This is a genomic window from Halobacteriovorax sp. HLS (genome assembly GCF_004006665.1).
GTDB lineage: Bacteria > Bdellovibrionota > Bacteriovoracia > Bacteriovoracales > Bacteriovoracaceae > Halobacteriovorax.
Genome location: NZ_QOCL01000001.1, coordinates 1 through 20,505 on the forward strand (window position 1 = coordinate 1; position 20,505 = coordinate 20,505).

A 20,505-nucleotide genomic window follows, 5' to 3' on the forward strand; every position below is an offset into this window, starting at 1 on the left:
TCTAGTTTTGGTAATAGTAAAAATTTAGTAAGCTCATTACTGGGCATGAATAATTCCTTTGTTACTAATTAGTTGTGGTAAACCAATTATAAACGATTGAATTTTCATGCCTGTTCTTTAGACTTGTGACGCAGAGAAAACACCATTAAGTGTGTTCATCCTTAAATTATTCTTAGTTTGGTAAGTACTTCTATTTTTTTAACGGAGAATGGAGTCGCGATATTGTTGGGTATATAAAGTAGCGATTCTAACCTAAGCGCTCTTCTTACTTCTATTTAAGTAAGTATTAACGTAATTAAGGATATCTTCTTTGGCAGCTTCAGGCAGATCAATAAACATCAGCCCTATACCTTTTGGTCTTGATTCGGAAACATTCATAATCTGAGCAACACAATTAAATGGTCTATCTATTGCTCCAGCAGGAAAGAGCACTCTTCCCTTATTCTTTACTTTTAAGTCATCACTCTTTACATTTGAGAGTTCGATAAATATTCCACCGGAGCTGATACTAGTACAGTATCCCTTAAACTCATTTCCACCCATCTCAAAAGTTATTAACTCATAATAAGGAACTCGGACAGAGTTTCTCTTAATAAAGAATCTACGATTCTCATCTTCACCGTGAGTGAAAACTCTTGTGGATAGTTCAAAAATATCTGCACAATTCTTAAACCCGTCCCCGGCCTTCTTTACTCTCGTTGTAGGAGTAATCTCCCCTTTTTCTTTCATATCGTAAACAACTGAGAAAGGATGTGGACCTGACTTCATTCCATCTTCAAACTGAACAGTCCAGATCGCATCATTTTCAACTTCGTAAGAGTCTCCAATCAATCTATTAAGCTCATCTTGACTAGAGCTAGAGTCATCTTCAGAGCTACTCTTTACAGACTCGAGTTCAATTTTACTTTCTGACTCTTTTATCTGTTCTAAGTTCTTAGCAAGCTCAAGAGCACGCTTCTTTTCCTTTTCCGCTTGTGACTTATAATCAAGCATCTGGTTAACAAGCTCATCAACCTCTTTTTGCGATTGAACAAGTCCAACTTGTTTTTCATCAGCAAGAGAGCTTAATTTTGAGCTTTGGGCCTGAATCTTCTGTATGGCCTTATTATTCTTTTCAAATAATTTCTTATACTCATCTTTATATGCACTAGAGCGCTTTTCAAGCTCCTCTATTTGAGCGATTAATTTTTGATTTATATTCTTATATTCTTTAATCTCACCTTGCTGAGCTTCAACTCTCTTAGCAAGATCCATTCTCTGTTCAGAAAGTTTCTTAATTTGAGCGCCTAACAGCTCCTTTTCTTTCACATAATTTCTATTAAGAGTTCTTAATTTCTCAACTTCTAGATTATCAATCTCAGTAATTGTGTTCGTAGAACCAGATTGCTGATCATTAATAAGGTTCTTTATCTTGTCATCTTTAAAAGCAAGCATTTGCTCATAATTTTCTACAGACTTTTCAAATCGATCTTTGAGTTCAATAAATTTCGCATCATTTTTCACAGCATCAGTAGTCGGTCTTGAAACTGTGTTAATTAAAGCATCGGACTTCTCATAAGACTTTTCTAACTCAGATTCTAGAGAACTAATTCGTGCTTTAAGTTCACGCTTGTCATTTCCAAGTTCACTAATCTTTACTTGATACCTGCGCTCTAAATCAGTAACTTTTTCTCTATAAAGTTCTTTATCTTCACCGCAAGAGGATGAGAAAGTAGCAATTTTATCCTTATAGAAGTCCTCTTTTTCAAGGAGCTCGCTCTTAAGTGTATTAATCTTCTTATTTAAAGAGATATCTTTTGCAGCAAGCTCTTTATCAAAATCTGCTACTTTCTTTTTAAGGTAGCTGTCTTTTTCATCTAATTCAGCATTTAAAAATTCTATTTTCTTATTTAGTTTTTCAATCTCAAGTTCAGAAGAACCATTTCCAACTGGGCCTTGAATAAAGTAACTAAATGCTTGTTCAAGAACTTTGTCCTTAATTGTATCTTTTTCTTTATGAGAGTTTTGATTATTGAATACATCTTTTAGGTCTTGATATTTTTCTTTTTCTACTCTGAGTGCAAACTTTAAGGATTCAATTTTATAAAGTAAAGACTGAACTTGCATCTTTGATTTAGATGATTCTTCTATATTCTCTTTAAAGTCTTGCCTGTATTGTTCTAACTCTCTATTTGATTTATCAACAGTATCGTTAAGCTCTACTTCTTTTTGCAAGAGTTCATTTTCAAGAGCATTAACTCTATGTTCACTTTTTTGAATATTTGATTTTAACTCATAAAGTAAGTTCTCTAAATCGCCATTCAATTCTTTGTTCACTTGATTTTCGGAATCTAGTTTAGAAATCACTTCATTAAGCTCAACGATAGTACTTTCTAGTTGCATTCTTTCTTTATTATTTTTAACCGAATCATCAGAGTTCTCTAATTGTTCTTTTCGAGACTGAATCTTATTTAAATGATTTAGCAAGTAAAGATAATCACCATTACTAACATCGTAACTAAAGTCTTCAGGTAGTTTATGTGGTGGAATAAATGTAGGTTCATCAAAATTTTCAGAAGCAGAAAATTTGTATCCCGTGTGAACAAGAACATCAATTGCTCTTACTTGGATCCATTGCTTCTTTCTTAACTCGAAGACGTACGAGTTCGCCTGTAGAGTCTTTGACTCTAAAAGAGAAACAATCTCAAAGATATCCAACATCTTTAAGACTTTATTGTCTGTCTGAATTAAGTAAAATTTTGCGATATACTCCTCCAAATAGTATGATCTCAATGTATTTATCGGTATTTGGCACGAGAAACTCAATAGATCGCGTGAAAGTTAATTGCTCAGATAAGTCTCCCAAGCGACCGAAATCATAGGAATCTTTAATTTATGAACAAAAATAACTCATTTTTTTTACAAATTAATAAGCTTAAAGATAAAGAATTTAACGAATTCTGTGACCAATACTTCAATTTTTTACCATCCAAAATCGAGGCCCAGCTTCGCCCCTCAATTGATCAAAGCTCGACTTATGCTGGAGAGAAATTAGAAGATTCTGCACTGAGCACAAGTTGGTATGACTATTATAAAATGATTCTCTTACTTGAAGATAATAGAAAAACAATGGTTGATCTTGGAAGTGCATATTCAAAAGGGTCTATTCTCTGTCATGCTCTTGGATTACAATCAATTAGTTCAATTGAAGTTATAGAACAAAGAGTTGCTTACTCTAAAGGAATTTTAAAAGAATTATCACTAGAGAATAGTTTAATACATCACGAGAATGCACTAACTATGGACCTCTCTCAGTATGATATTTACTTTATCTATCAGCCCGTATCTAATTTCTTAACGTCTCTCTTGGATAAGATTTGCCTTAATACTAAAAAAGTTATCTGGGCAATCGAGTCTCACGGAGATCTTATTTCCAGACTTGAGCTAGACACACGACTTGAAAATGAATCTAAATTAATGGATTTAAATTCACCAAGACATCTTCCCTATTTATTTCAATTTCATATCTGTCATAGTAATAGTAATCAATTAGTCGATATGGAAAGAAGATTATTTGAAGCAAAGTATATTACAATTGAAACTGATCTTTATCGATTTGGAAAAATTAGATGGTGTGTAAAGGTAAAAAACATAGACATAGATTATTTAAATAATGTTCAAAATATCATAATTAATGAGAAGAGATTTTCAGGTCTTGACTTACAAAACAAGATAATTGAAATAAATCCAACATTAAGTGAACAACAAATATATTATCTAGATCAGGAATATCTTACTTTTGAAGGCAAAGAGCAAAAAATACTTAAACATATTCTTTACCCTAAGAATTATGTAGAGCTACTTAGCTCAGGCCTTGTAAAGACCTAAGCCGCCTTTTTCTTTCTATAGTTTTGAAGAAGAGTAACATTCTCTTTTAAAGTACTTACTTCATCTTTTAAATTTTCAATAACTCTATTCTTTTCGTTAATTTCTGAAAACTTTCTAGAGTTCTTTACTGATAATTCATCAATTAAAGACAAATACTTATCTTTAGTCTGACTCAGTTCCTTTAAAATCATGATCTGTTGCTCATGGTCCTCTTTCAAGTTTCGAGATTGACCAGTAAGTCCACCATAGGCCTTCTTCGCCTCATCGAGTTGCTCTCTTTTAAGCGCAATCTCATCCCTTATTTTCTTTACATCAATAGTTGAAGTAATGATCTCTGTATTCGAGTTTTTGAAATGATTTGTGAGACTATCAATTTCATTAGTAAGATCTCTTTCAACTTGTATGAGTTTCTTATGGTCACTTCTTTTCTTTTCAACAAGAGTTTTCCTAGTCTCAATTTGCTCAACAAGCTTATTCTTTTGAGATTCCAATTCAGCAATAATCTTTGATTCATTTCTAAATTTAGCATCACTAATAGTAAACTCTTTATTTAGAAGTGTATTCTTTTCAGTGAGCCTTACAAGATCATTTTGTAATTCACTCTTTTGTCTCTCTACTTTAAGTGTATCAGTTTCGATATTTCTACGTGCAACATAGAGCCGCTCATTTTCTTGCGTAAGCTCTTCTTTTTTATTCTTAGTTGCAATTAGTTCTTCTTCTAGCTGAGTTTTAAACGCTTGAATTTCTTCAATTCTTTGATTAACTTCTCTTACATCTCTTTCACAGTTAGTAACGATCTCCTTCTCACTATAAAGAGAAGAATCTAAACTAGAAACTTGCCCAGTTGCCTTAACAACTTGTTCCTCAAGAGCTAATTTCTCATCTAATAAGGAAATCTTTCTATTCTTCAGTTCTGTAATATTTTGTGTTCTCAGAGTAATTTTATTTGTTAAATTAACAAGATGGTCTTCTGAGGTAGTAATATAAGTACTAAGCTCTCTCTTTTTAGATATAAGTCCTTTGAGTTCGTAAACTTTCTTTGCTAGCTCTGACTCTGTCTTCGCTAATAGTGTTCCAAGGTCTTCTTTCTTTGTTTTTAGTTGAGCGACACTATTACTCTGTCTCAAGAAGTCAGCATCAGCTTTTGATAATTCATCTACCCTTTGCTCATAAGTCGCTGAGTGACGATGAATATCAACTCTTAGTGCTGAGATTTTCTCTAAACTGATCTCTCTTTGTTCAGTAGCATTAGATATTCTATTTTCAAGAGATAAGTTCTCTTTTTTCAAGTCTTCTAATTGCTCCCTAAATGCCTTGATCTCAGCTTGGTAGTTCTTCGTATCAAAATTAAGTCCACTAAGTCGTCTCTCAAGAGCTGTGCTATGCACTTTTAGCTCTTCAATCTCACCTAGGATGACTTCACTATCTCTTTCATACTCGTAGTTACTTGTCTCTAAAGAAGCTATTTTTGACTTTTTAATCTCAAAAACTTTCTGTAACTTTTCGATTTCTCTTTTTCTATTTATAGATAATTCTTTTAGAGAACTATTTTTGCTGGCCTCTAAATTACATTTTTCCTGTAATCTAGAAATTTTTGAATCATAATTAGAAATAAGTTCTGTCTTAGATTCTAATTCAGCCTCGAGTTCTAATCTTGTCTGATCAAGACCAATATAGAGAGATTCATATTCTTGGTACTCAGAAGCAAGTTTCTTACGACTCTCACTTAAGCTAATACTCTTATTTTCTAAAAGCGAGATATTTTCTCTTATTGATAAACTCTTCTCTTTGAGTTTGACCAGATTTTCTTTTTCACATTCAAGCTCTAGCTCAAGTGTTATGACTTCTTGGGAGAGACTTTCTTTCTTCTTAGCAAGCTGTAAAATCTCTTCATTTAATAATTCATTTTCATTATTCTGATTTGATATTTGTTTATTCTTAAATTCTATATCATTTCTAACTGAAGAAATGGTCTCTTTATTTACAATAATTTTCTTTTTTAAATCCTCAATAAGACCTTGATTGGCACTCATTAATGAGATCAGATCATTTCTATCTCTATGAGCACTAGCAAGACTTTGTGCCACTTCACTAGCATTTTTAGAAATATTCTTTAGTGTTTCATCTAAATGATCTCTAGTACCTTCAAGACGAACAAGTTCATTGGTAATACTATCATTCTCAATAGTGAGATCGATACTCTCGCTCTTGCTCTTCTCAATCTGTGAAGTAAGCTCACTTATTTCTCTTTTGATAGAAGTTAGCTTTTCTCTAACCTCAACATTCTTATCTTTTTCAATGTCGATTGTATTTTTTAGCTCTATACCTTTTTCTTGCAACTCAGTAATTGATTTTTTTGACTCAATAAAGATATCCAAGTCACTCTTTCTAGATTTCTTTAGATTCTTAATCTCTGAACTATCTTCTGATATTGATCTTCTAACTATATTGCGATCATTTTCTTGATTTTTCTCAAACTCTTTTTCTATAGAGCTCTGCTCTTTAACTTCAACTTCTTCAACAACAAGATTTTCAAATTTTTCTTTATTAAATTTAGGTGGAACGAGAGAAATAGGACAAGTATTTTGAACTTCTTTAACTCCTTCTATAACTGGAGGATAAATATCTCTTTGGATATCGGCTAGACTTTCATCTGAAGCTGATAGTTCTTTGAGCTTATTTTTTAAATTAAATTTACTATTACTCATATTGTCCTCTGACATAAACTAATTCAGTTAGCTTATCGAGAAAAATGAGAGAAATTTTGAATAATGAAAGGGATTATTACTTGAGAGGATAATTTTTCCGACTAGAGGCCGAGATAATCTCTCGGCCATTCAAGTCTATATGTGAAGAGCTCTGTCTTCAGTTGCCGCGAGGCAAGCTTCTTTAAAGCTTTCTGTATAAGTCGGATGAGCATGACAAATACGAGCTATATCTTCTGCAGATGCACGATACTCCATTGCCACAACGGCTTCTCCGATGAGATCAGCACAACGAGGCCCTATCATATGAACACCAAGAATCTCATCCGTCTCCTTATGCGCAAGTACTTTAATAAGTCCATCAGACTCATTCCCTGCTCTAGCACGACCAGAAGCCTTAAAAGGAAACGAACCTTTTTTATATGGTACTTTATTCGCTTTTAATTGCTCTTCAGTTTGTCCAACACTTGATACTTCTGGCCAAGTATAGACAACCCCTGGAATAAGATCGTAGTTTAGATGAGGTTTTTGGCCTGCCAATAGTTCAGCAACATAAACACCTTCCTCTTCCGCCTTATGTGCTAGCATTACACCTTTAGTAACATCTCCAATTGCGAAAATATTATCAACATTTGTTCTTAAATGTTCATCTGTAATCACTTGTCCACGATCGCTTATGGCCACTCCTGCATTTTCCAGACCTAGACCGTCTGTAAATGGTCTTCTTCCTACTGCAACAAGGCAGTAATCAGCATCAAGTTCAACTACACTTTGATCTTTATTCTTAGTCGCAGTGATTTTAACATTCTTTCCTTTGGCCTCAACAGCTGTTACACCATGACCAGTTAGAAACTCCATGCCCTGCTTCTTTAAAACTCTTTGTAAATTCTTACCTAAATCACCATCCATCATACCAATGATAGTATCCGCATACTCAACCACTGAAACTTTAGATCCTAAACGCAGAAAAACTTGTCCCATTTCTAGACCAATAACTCCTCCACCAATTACCACTAAGTGCTTAGGAACTTCTTCTAACTTTAAAGCTTCTGTTGAAGTAATCACTCTTTTCTTGTCGATATTAATAAAAGGAAGACTAGAGGGCTTTGAACCTGTGGCAAGAACTATATTTTTAGTCTTTATCTCTTCTTGCCCTGACTCACCCTTGATAATAACTGTATTCTTATCTTTTAGAGAGCCATGACCTTTAAAAACTTCAATCTTATTTTTCTTCATAAGAAAATCAATTCCACCGCAAGTGTCAGCAACAACTTTAGCAACTCTTGCACCCATTTTCTTAATATCAAGCTTTATTTTTCCAGTATCAATACCGTGATCAACAAAGTGATGAGAGGCATCGTAGAATCTCTCACTAGACTCTAGCCATGCTTTTGAAGGAATACATCCAACATTAAGGCAAGTTCCACCTAAAGTGTTATATTTCTCAATAATGGCCGTCTTAAAACCTAATTGTGCCATTCTTATTGCACAAACATATCCGCCAGGTCCTGAGCCAATTATAGTAACATCAAATTCTTTCATTCTAACTCCTAAAACTCTATTAGATATCTAGTAACATTCTTGAAGGATCTTCAATGAGCTCTTTTACAGTTTTTAAGAACGTCACTGATTCTTTTCCATCTACAATTCTATGATCATAAGACAGCGCCAAGTACATCACAGGATGAATAACAACTTCACCATTGATTGCGACAGGTCTTTCAACAATATTGTGCATTCCTAAGATAGCTGATTGTGGAATATTTATAATTGGAGTTGATAACATTGATCCAAATACCCCACCATTAGTAATAGTGAAAGTACCACCAGACATTTCATCAACAGTCAGTTTTCCATCTCTCCCCTTAAGAGCAAGACGTCTAATTTCTTTTTCTATTTGCGCTAAAGACATACTCTCTGCATTCTCTACAACTGGAACAACAAGCCCTTTTGGAGTAGAAACGGCAATTCCAACATCTGCATAATCATGATAAACAATAGAGTCACCATCAATCTGAGCATTTACCCCAGGAACTTCCTTAAGGGCCATTGTTACGGCCTTAGTAAAGAAAGACATAAATCCTAATCCGATGTCATGCTTTTCTTTAAAGGCTTCTTTATACTTATTTCTTAACTCCATTACATAGAACATATCAACTTCATTGAAAGTCGTAAGCATTGCTGTAGAGTTCTTTGCTTCCGTTAAACGTGCAGCAATCGTTTTTCTAAGACGAGTCATTTTTTCAACTCTCTTATTTCTACTTACACCACCTGAGAGTTCAACTTTACTCATTTCCTGTGCTGGGGCAGAAGCTGCTTTAGCAGGTGCAGAGCTTGCTCCAAGAGCATCAGTTTTCGTTATACGTCCATCCTTTCCACTGCCTGAAACAGAAGAAGCATCAACACCTTTTTCATCTAAAATTTTCTTCGCAGCAGGAGAAGGATAATTCTTATCTCCACCACTGGCGGCATTTGTCGCAGCAGGTACCGCCTCAGTAGCTGGTGCGGACTCTTGTGCTTTTGGAGTATCTCCTGCCGGAGCAGCAGCACTTGTATCTAATGTCGCAATCACGGCACCAATTTCAAGGTCTGTCCCCTCTTCTACTGTTATTTTAAGAACCCCGCTTGATTCGGCCGGAAGCTCAACTGTTGCTTTATCTGACTCTATCTCACAAAGGATATCACCCTCTTCAACGTAGTCACCATCTGCTTTTACCCAAGCAGCTAGAGTAACTTCTGTAATTGATTCTCCAATACTTGGAATTTTTATTTCAATACTCATAATTAAACCCTTATTTGGCAAAAGCCTTATCTAAAATTACTTCTTGTTCTTTATTATGTACTGCTGCATATCCTGTAGCAGGAGATGCACTTGATTTTCTAGAGATACAAGTTAGATCACTAAACATCTCTCTCCATCTCATTAAGAAAGTCCACGCCCCCATATTCATCGGCTCTTCTTGTACCCACACTTGCTTAGCACCTTTATACTTCTTTAAGACTTTTTCAAGTTGCTTAACAGGAAGTGGATAAAGTTGTTCAAGTCTAACGATGGCGACGTCTTTTCTCTTATCATTTTGCTGCTTTTCAAGTAGATCGTAATAAACCTTTCCTGAACATAGCAGAACTTTTTTAACATCTTTAGCTTTAACCCAAGAGTCATCAATAATCTCCTGCAATCCACCTTTAGAAAAATCATCAACGGATGAAACACATAGAGGATGTCTAAGTAGAGACTTAGGAGTAAACACGATTAGTGGCTTTCTAAACTCCCATTTCAACTGTCTTCTCAGAGCGTGAAACATATTTGCAGGCGTTGTAAAATTACAAACAACCATATTATTTTCTGCACATAATTGTAGGTATCTCTCTGGTCGACACGAAGAATGCTCAGGTCCTGAACCTTCATATCCATGAGGAAGAAGCATGACAATATTACTCATTCTCTGCCACTTACTCTCACCTGCTGAGATAAACTGATCTAAAACAATTTGAGCACCATTTGAAAAGTCACCAAATTGTGCTTCCCAAATATTCAGCGCTCTTGGAGTTGCTTGAGAGTAACCATATTCAAATGCTAATACTGCATACTCTGAAAGTAATGAGTTATATATACTTATCTTACCTTTAGCATTTTCAATGTGAGCAAGTCCGCAGTGAGCAGAGTTAGTCTTCTCATCAAAAACCTTTGCATGTCTATGAGAGAAAGTTCCTCTAATTACATCTTGACCAGTAAAACGAATATTAGCATCTTCTGAGAGCAAAGTTCCATAAGCAAGAAGTTCAGCTAAGGCCCAGTCTATCTTGTCGGCCTTAAACATAGCAGGTCTACTATCAAGAATCTTCTGTGCCTTTCTTAATGTTTTAAAACCCTCTGGTGTAGAAGATACGGCCTTGAGAACTTTTTCTAAATTTGCTTTAGAAACTTTAGTTGCAGGTGAAGACTCAAAGTCTTCATCTTTAGCCCATCTAAGATTTTTCCATTCTTTATGAGGTCCGCTAGACTTCTTAGGAAGTGCATCTTGTTTAACATTATTAAATCTATCGGCCAAAAGAGACTTAAACTTATCTTGCATCTCTTTAGCCAGTTCCTTATTTAAAGACCCACTTTCAAGAAGTCTCTCTAAGTATAACTCTCTTGGATTTTTAACTTTCGCAATCAAACCGTACAAGTGAGGCTGAGTATACTTAGGCTCATCACCTTCATTGTGACCATGCTTACGGTAGCAAACCATATCTATAAAAATATCTTTTTTAAATTTCTGTCTAAACTCAACAGCAAACTCACATGCATAAACAACATGCTCAGGGTAATCACCGTTAACGTGAATAATTGGAATATCTAATGTTTTTGCAACAGAAGTAGAATAGTTAGAAGATCTTGCGTCAGTAAAATCAGTTGTAAAACCGATTTGATTATTTATAACAAAGTGAATTGTCCCACCAGTTCTATAAGCAGGAAGTTCTGACATCTGAAGAGTTTCATAAACAATCCCTTGTCCAGCAACGGCCGCGTCTCCGTGAATAACGACAGGGATAACTTTTGACTCATCAGATTCATATGCGATATCAACCTGGGCCCTAGTGTAACCAGTAACCACAGGAGAAACTGTCTCAAGATGCGAAGGGTTAGGAAGAATTTTTAAAGTAATATCTTTGCCGCAAGTTGACTCTTTAACAGATGTAAATCCCATATGGTATTTAACATCCCCATCACCCATTCCTTGCTTTTGCTCTAAAGAGCTCCCTTCAAATTCAGAAAATACATACTCATAAGTCTTACCAATAATATTTGTAAGAACATTAAGACGACCTCTATGGGCCATTCCAAAAACAACCTCTTTAGCACCAAGCTCACTCGATCTATTTATTATCGCATCAAGACCTGGAATAGTAGATTCTCCACCTTCTAGTGAAAATCTTTTTTGTCCTGTGTACTTCGTTTGTAAAAAGTTTTCGAAAACATTAGCTTCGTTTAACTTTTCCAATATTCTCTTTTTCTTCTCAATTGGATAATCTACAACTAGAGAGCCAGTCTCAAACTTCTCTCTTACCCAACGTCTAATCTCTGTGTCATTACTGTGCATATACTCGATGCCCATCTTCCCACAATATAGACTCTCCATTTTATGGATAATATCTTTTAGCTTGCATGGACCAAGACCCACAAAGTCTCCACAAATGAAAACCTCTTCTAAGTCTTTCGCATTAAGGTCATATTCTGAAAGACCAATCTGAGCATTACGATCTCTTCTTTTACGAATAGGGTTCGTATCTGAAAGTAAGTGCCCTCTCGCTCTATACGATTGGATCAGTCTAAAAACATTAAACTCTTTTCGTAGTCTCGATTCATCGAAGTCTCCTCCTCCACCTGGAGTAGCTCCTGCGGCAAATTCAAAACCTTCGAAAAACTTTTGCCAAGACTCATCAACAGAGGTTGGCTCTTGTTTGTAATCATCGTAAAGATTGTCAATAAATGAAATGTCTGAAGCAGACAGATGTGTGAAGTCAATTGGGTTAGCCATAATTAAAATCCGTTTTTTTTACCCGAGAATTTTTATCAAAATTTATAATTTTATTAATATATTACTATGTTAGCAGTTCGTGAAGTTTCTTTTTCAAAAGGGCAAATACTATCCCTTAACAAAAGAAAACCTAAAATCAGCTGATGCTAAGTTTAACACTTGAGTCTTTTACTTCAAGCTTTACACAGTCTTCTTTGTGCTCTGAAGTCTTGTCGCACTCGTCCTTTTTATCGCAAAACGAACAATCCTCGCCCATCAGCTTTCCTAGACCACCACAAGAACCTTTTAGCTTTCTATTGCTAAAGATCACCCCAACTGCCATTCCTGCAATCGCCGCCATCATTACAATTAACGACACTAAAAACATTTTCATAAGTTCACCTATAAATTTAATTTTCTAAATTCTGTGGTCTGTGCAACAGCAAAAGTACTCATAGAATCTAGTTTATATATAAAGTATGCTGCTATATTTAATTTTTCCGCAATTTCAAATCCCTTCTCATAACCCATGGCCATAAGAGCTGTGGCCCAAGCATCAGCATTCATACAGGACTTACTATCAACGACACTAACACTGGCAAGGGTGTGAGAAACAGGCCTTCCAGTTCTATAATCAATAGTGTGAGAGTAAGTCTTATTCTTCTGTTTGAAAAAATTTCTATAGTTTCCACTTGTGGCCATGGCATGAGAGTTAAGATTAACAAGTCGTTGATATGAATTCTTGCCCTCTTTTTGCGATGGTGATTCTATCGCAATCACCCAAGGTTTACCTGCCTTTGAGCCTCTCGTTCTTACTTCTCCACCAATTTCAACCATGTAATTATTGATTCCCTTACTCTCAAGTAAAGTAGCAATCTTATCAACACCATAACCCTTGGCCAAAGAAGAAAGGTCTACATAAACTGAACCAATACTCTTTTTCCAAGCTTGCTTTTTTAAATCTACTTCAAGCTTATCTAGCCCAACGCTTCTGAGCTTCTTTTCGATTTCGATATCACTCGGAACCTGACGCTGACCACTTGGTCCAAAGCCCCATAAGTTCACAAGTGGACCTATGGTTGGGTCGTAGACCCCATCAGTCTCCCTTCCAACCTTGAGAGCGTGATCTACAACTAGGAGCAACTCTTTTGAAGCTCCTACCCACTCTGTACTAGCACTAGAGTTAAACAGAGAAATTTCTGAATCTGCAATATAAGTAGACATGATCTTATTAAGAGAAATAAGTGTACGATCTGTAGCGAGTTTCAACTCAGCACTATGATCTTTACCACTAAAACTGTACTTAATATGATAAGTGGTTCCCATGGTCTTACCTTCATATTTCAACAACTTAGGTTCATTGGAACAAGAAATAAAGCACACAAGGGCCCATAGGATTAACAGATTAACTTTCATATTTGCTTATTATCAAATTTCTGACTGTTTAGCTATGTAAAATCAAGATTTAAAGAATATACAGAAAAGGATTTGTATAAATAAAAAATATGTGGTCTAACATGATAACGCGGAGAAAACTAATGACGAATGTGGATAATCAAGAAAAGTTATTATTCTTTCTAAATCACCTTGAAGAGTATGTTTTCGAACTTGATCGAAATGGTAAAGTCATTTTTGTAAGTAAGCACTTTGATGATTCAATACTAAAGATCACTGGCTCTTCTCTACATCGCCACCTTCCACCCGAGTCACAACTAGAATTCTTTAAGGCGCTAGATCAATCCTCGACATCTCTTAAGCAAACGAATTTTAACTTTCAAAAAGGATTGTGCCACTACAATATGGCCTTGATTCCAATTCTAGACTCAGACCATATTCTATGTGTCGTAAGAAATATTACTGAGCTATTCAAGCTACAAGAAAATGCACTCAAAGATGAAGCAAGACTCTTAGACGCAGCAGTATTAAATAAGATATCATTTTGGGAATATGAATTTAAAAATAGCCAGTTCCACACATCCGTTGAATTAAATCGAATATTAGACTTACCTGAAAACTTCAAGATACCTTCGGATGATATTCTAAAGTTCATCTCAGCATCGACCTATGCTCAGTATTTAGTTAAATTTGAAGAATGTATCCGGGAAGGAAGTTTTGAGCTCAGCCATGAAGTCACAACTTATAAGAACGAGATCAGATATCTAAAAGTTGTTGGTCGAGTTATTAAAGACAATAAAGGTGTACCTTTATCGATTGTTGGCTCTGCCCTTGATATAACAGATCAGAAAAAAGAGGTTGAAAGCAGATGTGAACTAGATAAAATGGCATCAATTGGAAAATTAGCAGGTAGTATTGGTCACGAAATTAACAATCCTTTGGCTATCATTTCTGGCTTCTCTCAAAAACTCATGAGGCTTTCAAATGAAAATAATATAGATCCAGAAAAGATTAAATACTATGCTAAGAAAATTGAAGATACGACATATAGAGTGAAGAAAATTGTAGATTCATTATCAAAAGTTTCAAGAAATACGCGAGACGAAAATGATCTTAAACAAATAGCTCTTTCTACTGTTATCGAAGACGCATTAATCTTATGTCAAGAAAAGTTTAAATCTGAAGGAATTAGAATACTATCCAATCATTTAACCAAAGATATTGCACTACAAACTAATCCAATTGAAATAACACAAATCTTTCTAAACTTACTAACAAATGCCTATGATGCAATCTATGATTTAGATGAAAGATGGGTAAAGATAATCATAGAAGATAATTATGATTCAGTTTTGATAAGAGTTATCGACTCTGGAAAAGGGATCAGTAACGAGCTAAGTAAGAAAATTCTTGAACCTTTCTTTACGACGAAGCCGATAGGAAAAGGTACAGGACTAGGCCTAAGTATTAGTCGTAATATCATTGAAAAGAATAATGGCTCTATTGAAATCTCTACCTACAAGGGCAATACAAGTTTTGAAATAATACTCCCAACAAAGCAAGCAGAACTAAATGAGGTGTTGCTTACAGGAGGTTACATTCCTTCACGTGAACCAAATTTTGAACCTAGGATTCAGTAAGAATTACGGCCAAGAGTCCATCTCTATACTCGACTTTTCCACCAATCCTAAGTGCGGCTTTATTATGTTCATCGATTTGAACTTCACTTAGCTTAAAATTACATTCTATAGTTAAGTACGAACTTGAGTCTTTCTCAACTTTCTTAACAATAACTTCTTCATTATTTATTGCTGAAAAAACGTTTTTAAAAAGTGGTTTAAGAACATTCTTAAAGAAATACTCTTCATCTACTGTTATCTCATCATCCTCAGAAAGAACACTAAGAGTAAGATCATTCATCAGTATTTCCTGACCAAGGTAGAAAGATAGAAAGCTCTTTACTTTTTTTAGCGTTATTTTATTCTTAGTTCCAAGCTCTACAAATTCATCTCGCGCCTTCTTGTAATTATCAATATACTCAATAACTCTATCGAGAGATTCTTCTATACTTTCAAGAGACTCTTTATAATTTGGACTCTTAGCTTCAAGGGCCTTTTGAACTTCAAAGAAAGCGATCGTAACTGGACTAGATAAATCATGTATTGTTTTAGAAAGAAGCTTGGTTCTTTCTTCGAGAAGAGTTCTTAATTGTTTATTCTCTTGTTTTAATTTCTCTATATCATTCAAATTACGCTCCTATGTGCACCTACTCTTCCAATGAAAAAACGGTTATTTCATTCTTTTCATCTTTATATTTCTTCGCCTGTTGTTCAAAAAGATCTATTCTCTCTTGTGTCGCAGGATGACCTGATAGAAATTTTGCTATACTAGGATATTTATTCTCGATTTTTTCAACATTTCTAAAAAAGGTCAAGGCCCCGTCAAGATGACCATATCTGTTAATCATTAGTTCTATTGCATATTGATCAGCTTCCGTTTCATGATCTCTAGAAACTTTCATCATTCCTAGGAAAAAAACTTTTTCAATTAAGTCTTTCATTGATGGTGTAACAAAATTAAGAATAGAAATAGTAATTATAGGACCAATTCCCTGAAGGTGATGCCTCATTTTATAGTGCCCTAATTCATGAGCAAGGACTAGTGCCAAAGAGTTTTCGGTTTCGATATTTCGAAGCAACTCATCGTAAATTGTAATTCTTCCCCCAATGGATGCCATAGCATTTTGATCTTTAGAAGAGACAATTCTTATTTGGAACTTCTTCTGTTTCATATCAGAGACTTCGATTAAGGAATTTAATAAAGATTGAATATTCTCTTCTTTCTTAGATTGCTTATAGTTCAAATTAAACATATTAAACATCTTATTATGAAGAGTTGACTCTAGTGGATCACTGAAAGAATTAATAATTACAGACGATAGGATACTTATAGTAAAAACAGTAATTAAAATAATAAGTACTGTGCCAAAAAGGTATTTAAAAAAACCAACGAGATCATTTCCCTCAGAGATATTATTGTCTCTTTCAGTATTTGCAGGATTATACTTCATTTACTTTTATGGCCGTTCCATATGCTAAGACTTCAACGCTTCCGACCCCTTTATTCTGCGTTCCTTTTGAAATTGATGATGTTTCAACCTTCACATTAAGAATCATAGAATAACCCTTAGCATCTTTTTTCATTCTAAGTAGAGCTTCTCTACGAGCTCTATCAACTAAAGACTCATAACTTCTAAGACGTCCACCAAAGAGAGATTGAATTCCTGCATACATTAACTTGAAATAATCTATTGAAACAACTGTACTACCCATAACTAATTTTTGATCTTGAATTAAATCATTTGAAATAGGAGGACTCTTAAAACTAACTGCTACAGTATTACGATACTTTTTCTCTCTTGTTCTAATGGACTTATAGTGCTTTTTCTCATTAGAGATTCCAAAGAAATAACCAAGACCAAGCAGAACAGAGAATACAACTAATTGTTCCAAACTATTCTACCTTAACTGCTGTACCATAGCAGTATAACTCAGCGGCCCCTTGGGCCACAGATGAAGTTGAAAAACGAATATTGACGATAGCATTTGCACCTACCTCTTTAGCAGATTCAATCATTCGATTCATAGCTTCTGCTCTTGATTCTTGCAACAATTCACTATAGCCCTTCAACTCTCCCCCAACAATATTCTTTAAACCCGCCATAAAGTCACGCCCAATATGCTTTGCTCTAACGGTAGAGCCTGTGACTAAACCATAATACTCAGTTATGTTTTTTCCTGGAATAGTTTCAATATTAGAAATAAGCATTAGAACTCCTTAAATATGTAATAAAAGGATATAGAACTTTTGAGAGAGAGAATAGATAGAAATTATTGCATTAAAAGTAAAAGGCCTACTAAAATGTAGGCCAAAATTGGGTTCTTAGTCTTAGTCACATTCAATTGGTTGAAAATGTTTCTCCATTGGTATTCTTCTTTTGAACGAACTCTTAGGATTAGCAACAAAGCCAACTTTACTCATATTGATGTCTAAGTAACCATCACAATTATCTTCAGTATCTAGCGACATCATTCCAAAAGCGAGTTCTTCAATTTTATTATCTTCATGAATTATTTTCTTTTTTCCAAAAGAGAACTTACAAAGAGAAAGAGTGACGTTATAACCAATAATCTTTCTTCCATTTTGAACTCTTTCTACCATTAGGATATCTCCTTCGTAGCTCTTACCAAGAAAAGGTCTCTTAGAACTAGACTCTCCTTTCTTGCCTTCATTTGGTAAATTCATCATAAATACCATGCCCGCGGCCTCTATATCAGAGTTCATAGGATCAGCAGCGACAAAGTAAGTTTGATTCTCTTTTAACCTTCCTTTAAATTTCATATCACTTTCACCAAAGAATTCTCCACATTGATGCTTCTGCTTCATTGCTTCGAATAAGGCCATATTCCCTACTTCTTTAGGTAGAACAGATTTAATTTTTGTTAATGACTTAGATAATTCGTCTGATGAATTCTCAAGTTCACTTTCACAATTTGCACAATCAACAGAAGCTATTTCTCGACTATTTTCAAAGAAAATATTTTGGCTTAAAGAAACAAAAGAGATTGCTAGCAAGAGCATAAGTTTTAAAGAATTCATAATTAACTCCAATTTGTATTTGATTACTAATAAGCAAGATGAATACCAAGTCTACATTAGGAATTTTGAGCACTTACAGGCCAAATAAATGTTCTATATATGACAGTGACTAAACTTTAGACATAATGAATTTATTTCTCACTTTTGCTAAGACTAAAAGAAGTAAGTCGCGATAATTGATAATTCATCACTTAGAAAGTAATTGTGTAGCAGACCTGCAGAGAGGTCATTTCTAAAGTTATACTGAAAGGCCAAGAATTGATTCTTCTTTTCTTCTTCTTGTGTATTTATAACACCCTCTCCTAAATTCACTTCAGGTAAAGGACCATTTTCAATCCTTACCCCAAAAGAAAAGGTCGTTTTCTTATATACAAGTGAGCTAGAAAATATTTCTATTTTATCCGTATAATTTGTTCGATTATCAAAAACGGTATAATCAATATTAAATATTCCAAGACTTAAACCAACTGAGTAAGAGTCAACTATAAATACAATAGGAGTTGAAACTCCTCTCCCACTATCAATATCTATACCTTCATCTTTATACTTAGAATAAGCAAAATTTAGGGGTCCTAAACTAGCAGATAAGGCCCCTCCAAAATGGAAATTACCTGAGCTACTAATATATTTTGAAACAGCTCCTATATTCAAAGAGAAAAGCTTACTACTTTTCTTACTTAACAGTGAGAGACCAGCACCAAAGGTGTACTTTTCAAAATCATAACTTTGCAAGGCAACTTTTCTATCAACATATGAGTAGTATTCTTCTTTAGAACTATTTCCAAAGAAAGTATCATCAGTATTAGAACTAGAAGCACCACCTCCTACTCTTCCATTACCTGAAACGATACTTAAATCCAATCCACTCCAAACAATTCCTTCTACTCCAAAGCCTTCCACAGAGCCAAGAGATGATGGCGAAGAAAATGATCGACTAGAGCTAGGTTGACTAGAACCAATACTAGAATTGATACTACTTCCATTATCACAGCTATTAAAAGAAAAGTACTTACACGGGTCATATGCTGCAAAAGAGCAAAAACTATATATAGAGAATATAAAGAGACTAAGAAACTTCACTATCTAATTATACAGAAGTTTACTTAGTTGTCTTTAGAGAAAAAAGAGACTTAGCTAAAAGCGCTTTCTCTTAGGCTTTTTCTTCTTCTTAGAATGAGGGTCCTGACTCGAAAGCTCGGCAAAGAATGGATGATCATTAATAACCGGTATACTCTCTCCAATCTTTTTTTCAATACTCGCGAGTAGTTTAACTTCAGATGACACACAAAAGGAAATTGCAATCCCTGCTCCTCCTGCCCTTGCTGTTCGCCCTATTCGATGAACATAATTACTAACCTCTTCAGGAAGAGCGTAATTAATAACATGAGTAATTCCCGAAATATCAATTCCTCTGGCGGCAACATCTGTAGCGACCAACAAGCGGAACTCTCCAGACTTAAAAGACTCTAGAACAATCTCTCTTTGACGTTGGGATTTATTACTATGAATTGAGTCACAACTAATTCCATGTTTCAGTAATTCTTCCACTAAAATATCTGCTCCAATTTTAGTCTTACAAAAGAGGAGAACTTTTGAGAGTTCCTCATTCTCAAGTAAATGAAGAAGTAAGTTTAATTTATCCTTTTTGACTAAAGTATAAAGACGTTGCTCAATCTTTTTTACAACAGTCGACTCAATGTCAACCTTCACCTTAACTGGATCTCGCAATAAATCTTTAGAGAGTTTCTCAATGGTTTTTGGCATTGTGGCCGAGAACATTAGCGTCTGCTTTTTTATTGGAAGATGAGAAATGATAATATTCACATCATGTAAAAAACCCATATCTAACATCATATCCGCTTCATCTAAAACGAAAGTTTCAACTTCATCTAAACTCAATGTATTAGATTCTATAAGATCAATAAGTCGACCTGGAGTTGCCACTAAGATATCGACTCCCTCCCTTAGCATTTCAACTTGATTAGCTCTTCTAGAACCTCCAAACACGACCAGAGAGCTAACGCCTTCTAAACTACCTATGTCTTGAATAAACTGCTCAATTTGGGAGGCAAGTTCACGAGTAGGAGTTAAAATAAGGGCCCTAACATGATGCCTAGAAACCTCCACAGGTCTTCTAATTATTTTATCAATAATCGGAAGACAAAAAGCTGCTGTCTTACCTGAGCCAGTCTTGGCTATACCTAATAGATCGCGCCCCTCTAGTAGAGGAGGAATTGCTTTTAGTTGAATTGGAGACGGTTTTACAAAACCAGCATCTTCGATTGCTTCTAAAACAGAAGGAAGTAGCTTAAGTGAGTCAAATTTCTTGGAGTCTTTCATTACGTTCTCTTAAACAAAAAAGGGCCGCTATAGCG

The 20,505-nt window shown here is 34.9% G+C and carries 16 protein-coding genes; 2 read left to right on the forward strand and 14 right to left on the reverse strand.

Annotated elements, in window-relative coordinates; genetic code table 11:
- Positions 1–252: 252 nt before the first annotated feature.
- Positions 253–2,700, reverse strand: a complete 2,448-nt coding sequence (locus DPQ89_RS00005) for a PilZ domain-containing protein (protein WP_127713934.1) — start codon at positions 2,698–2,700, stop codon at positions 253–255.
- A 174-nt stretch (positions 2,701–2,874) separates the two neighbouring features.
- On the opposite strand from DPQ89_RS00005, the gene DPQ89_RS00010 reads away from it, so the two are divergent.
- On the forward strand, positions 2,875–3,867 hold the full coding sequence (locus tag DPQ89_RS00010) for a hypothetical protein (RefSeq protein WP_127713935.1): 993 nt from the start codon (positions 2,875–2,877) through the stop codon (positions 3,865–3,867).
- Here DPQ89_RS00010 and DPQ89_RS00015 read toward each other — a convergent pair.
- The 6 genes from DPQ89_RS00015 to DPQ89_RS00040 all read right to left on the reverse strand — a co-directional run bounded on the left by DPQ89_RS00015 (position 3,864) and on the right by DPQ89_RS00040 (position 13,492).
- Positions 3,864–6,575 (reverse strand): hypothetical protein, encoded by a 2,712-nt coding sequence (locus tag DPQ89_RS00015; RefSeq protein ID WP_127713936.1) that lies wholly within the window; start codon positions 6,573–6,575, stop codon positions 3,864–3,866. The genes DPQ89_RS00010 and DPQ89_RS00015 overlap by 4 nt on opposite strands.
- A 135-nt stretch (positions 6,576–6,710) precedes the next feature.
- Positions 6,711–8,114, reverse strand: coding sequence for a dihydrolipoyl dehydrogenase (gene lpdA, locus DPQ89_RS00020; RefSeq protein ID WP_127713937.1), 1,404 nt, complete (start codon positions 8,112–8,114; stop codon positions 6,711–6,713).
- 19 nt (positions 8,115–8,133) lie between these two features.
- Positions 8,134–9,354 (reverse strand): 2-oxoglutarate dehydrogenase complex dihydrolipoyllysine-residue succinyltransferase, encoded by a 1,221-nt coding sequence (gene odhB, locus DPQ89_RS00025; RefSeq protein ID WP_127713938.1) that lies wholly within the window; start codon positions 9,352–9,354, stop codon positions 8,134–8,136.
- A 10-nt stretch (positions 9,355–9,364) separates the two neighbouring features.
- Positions 9,365–12,097, reverse strand: coding sequence for a 2-oxoglutarate dehydrogenase E1 component (locus DPQ89_RS00030; RefSeq protein ID WP_127713939.1), 2,733 nt, complete (start codon positions 12,095–12,097; stop codon positions 9,365–9,367).
- 136 nt (positions 12,098–12,233) lie between these two features.
- Positions 12,234–12,470 carry a (Na+)-NQR maturation NqrM gene (gene nqrM / locus DPQ89_RS00035; protein WP_127713940.1) on the reverse strand — a complete coding sequence of 79 codons (237 nt, stop codon included), beginning with the start codon at positions 12,468–12,470 and terminating at the stop codon, positions 12,234–12,236.
- Positions 12,471–12,478: 8 nt separating this feature from the next.
- Positions 12,479–13,492: an FAD:protein FMN transferase gene (locus DPQ89_RS00040; RefSeq protein ID WP_127713941.1), complete on the reverse strand. Its 1,014-nt coding sequence runs from the start codon at positions 13,490–13,492 to the stop codon at positions 12,479–12,481.
- Positions 13,493–13,614: 122 nt separating this feature from the next.
- Here DPQ89_RS00040 and DPQ89_RS00045 point away from each other — a divergent pair, with 122 nt between their 5' ends.
- Positions 13,615–15,111 (forward strand): ATP-binding protein, encoded by a 1,497-nt coding sequence (locus tag DPQ89_RS00045; RefSeq protein ID WP_164848196.1) that lies wholly within the window; start codon positions 13,615–13,617, stop codon positions 15,109–15,111.
- Here DPQ89_RS00045 and DPQ89_RS00050 read toward each other — a convergent pair.
- The 7 genes from DPQ89_RS00050 to DPQ89_RS00080 all read right to left on the reverse strand — a co-directional run bounded on the left by DPQ89_RS00050 (position 15,098) and on the right by DPQ89_RS00080 (position 20,470).
- Positions 15,098–15,718 (reverse strand): hypothetical protein, encoded by a 621-nt coding sequence (locus DPQ89_RS00050; RefSeq protein WP_127713943.1) that lies wholly within the window; start codon positions 15,716–15,718, stop codon positions 15,098–15,100. The genes DPQ89_RS00045 and DPQ89_RS00050 overlap by 14 nt on opposite strands.
- A gap of 19 nt (positions 15,719–15,737) precedes the next feature.
- Positions 15,738–16,541, reverse strand: coding sequence for a M48 family metallopeptidase (locus DPQ89_RS00055; RefSeq protein ID WP_127713944.1), 804 nt, complete (start codon positions 16,539–16,541; stop codon positions 15,738–15,740).
- A complete protein-coding gene (locus DPQ89_RS00060) occupies positions 16,531–16,983 on the reverse strand; it encodes a YbjQ family protein (RefSeq protein ID WP_127713945.1) in 453 nt (150 codons plus the stop codon). Before DPQ89_RS00060 ends, DPQ89_RS00055 begins: the two co-directional genes overlap by 11 nt.
- Before the next feature lies 1 nt (position 16,984).
- Entirely contained in the window at positions 16,985–17,299 is a 315-nt protein-coding gene (locus DPQ89_RS00065; protein ID WP_127713946.1) for a YbjQ family protein, read from the reverse strand.
- Positions 17,300–17,419: 120 nt separating this feature from the next.
- Positions 17,420–18,130, reverse strand: coding sequence for a hypothetical protein (locus tag DPQ89_RS00070; RefSeq protein WP_127713947.1), 711 nt, complete (start codon positions 18,128–18,130; stop codon positions 17,420–17,422).
- 153 nt (positions 18,131–18,283) lie between these two features.
- Positions 18,284–19,210 carry a hypothetical protein gene (locus DPQ89_RS00075; RefSeq protein WP_127713948.1) on the reverse strand — a complete coding sequence of 309 codons (927 nt, stop codon included), beginning with the start codon at positions 19,208–19,210 and terminating at the stop codon, positions 18,284–18,286.
- A 54-nt stretch (positions 19,211–19,264) separates the two neighbouring features.
- A complete protein-coding gene (locus tag DPQ89_RS00080) occupies positions 19,265–20,470 on the reverse strand; it encodes a DEAD/DEAH box helicase (RefSeq protein WP_127713949.1) in 1,206 nt (401 codons plus the stop codon).
- Positions 20,471–20,505: the final 35 nt, after the last annotated feature.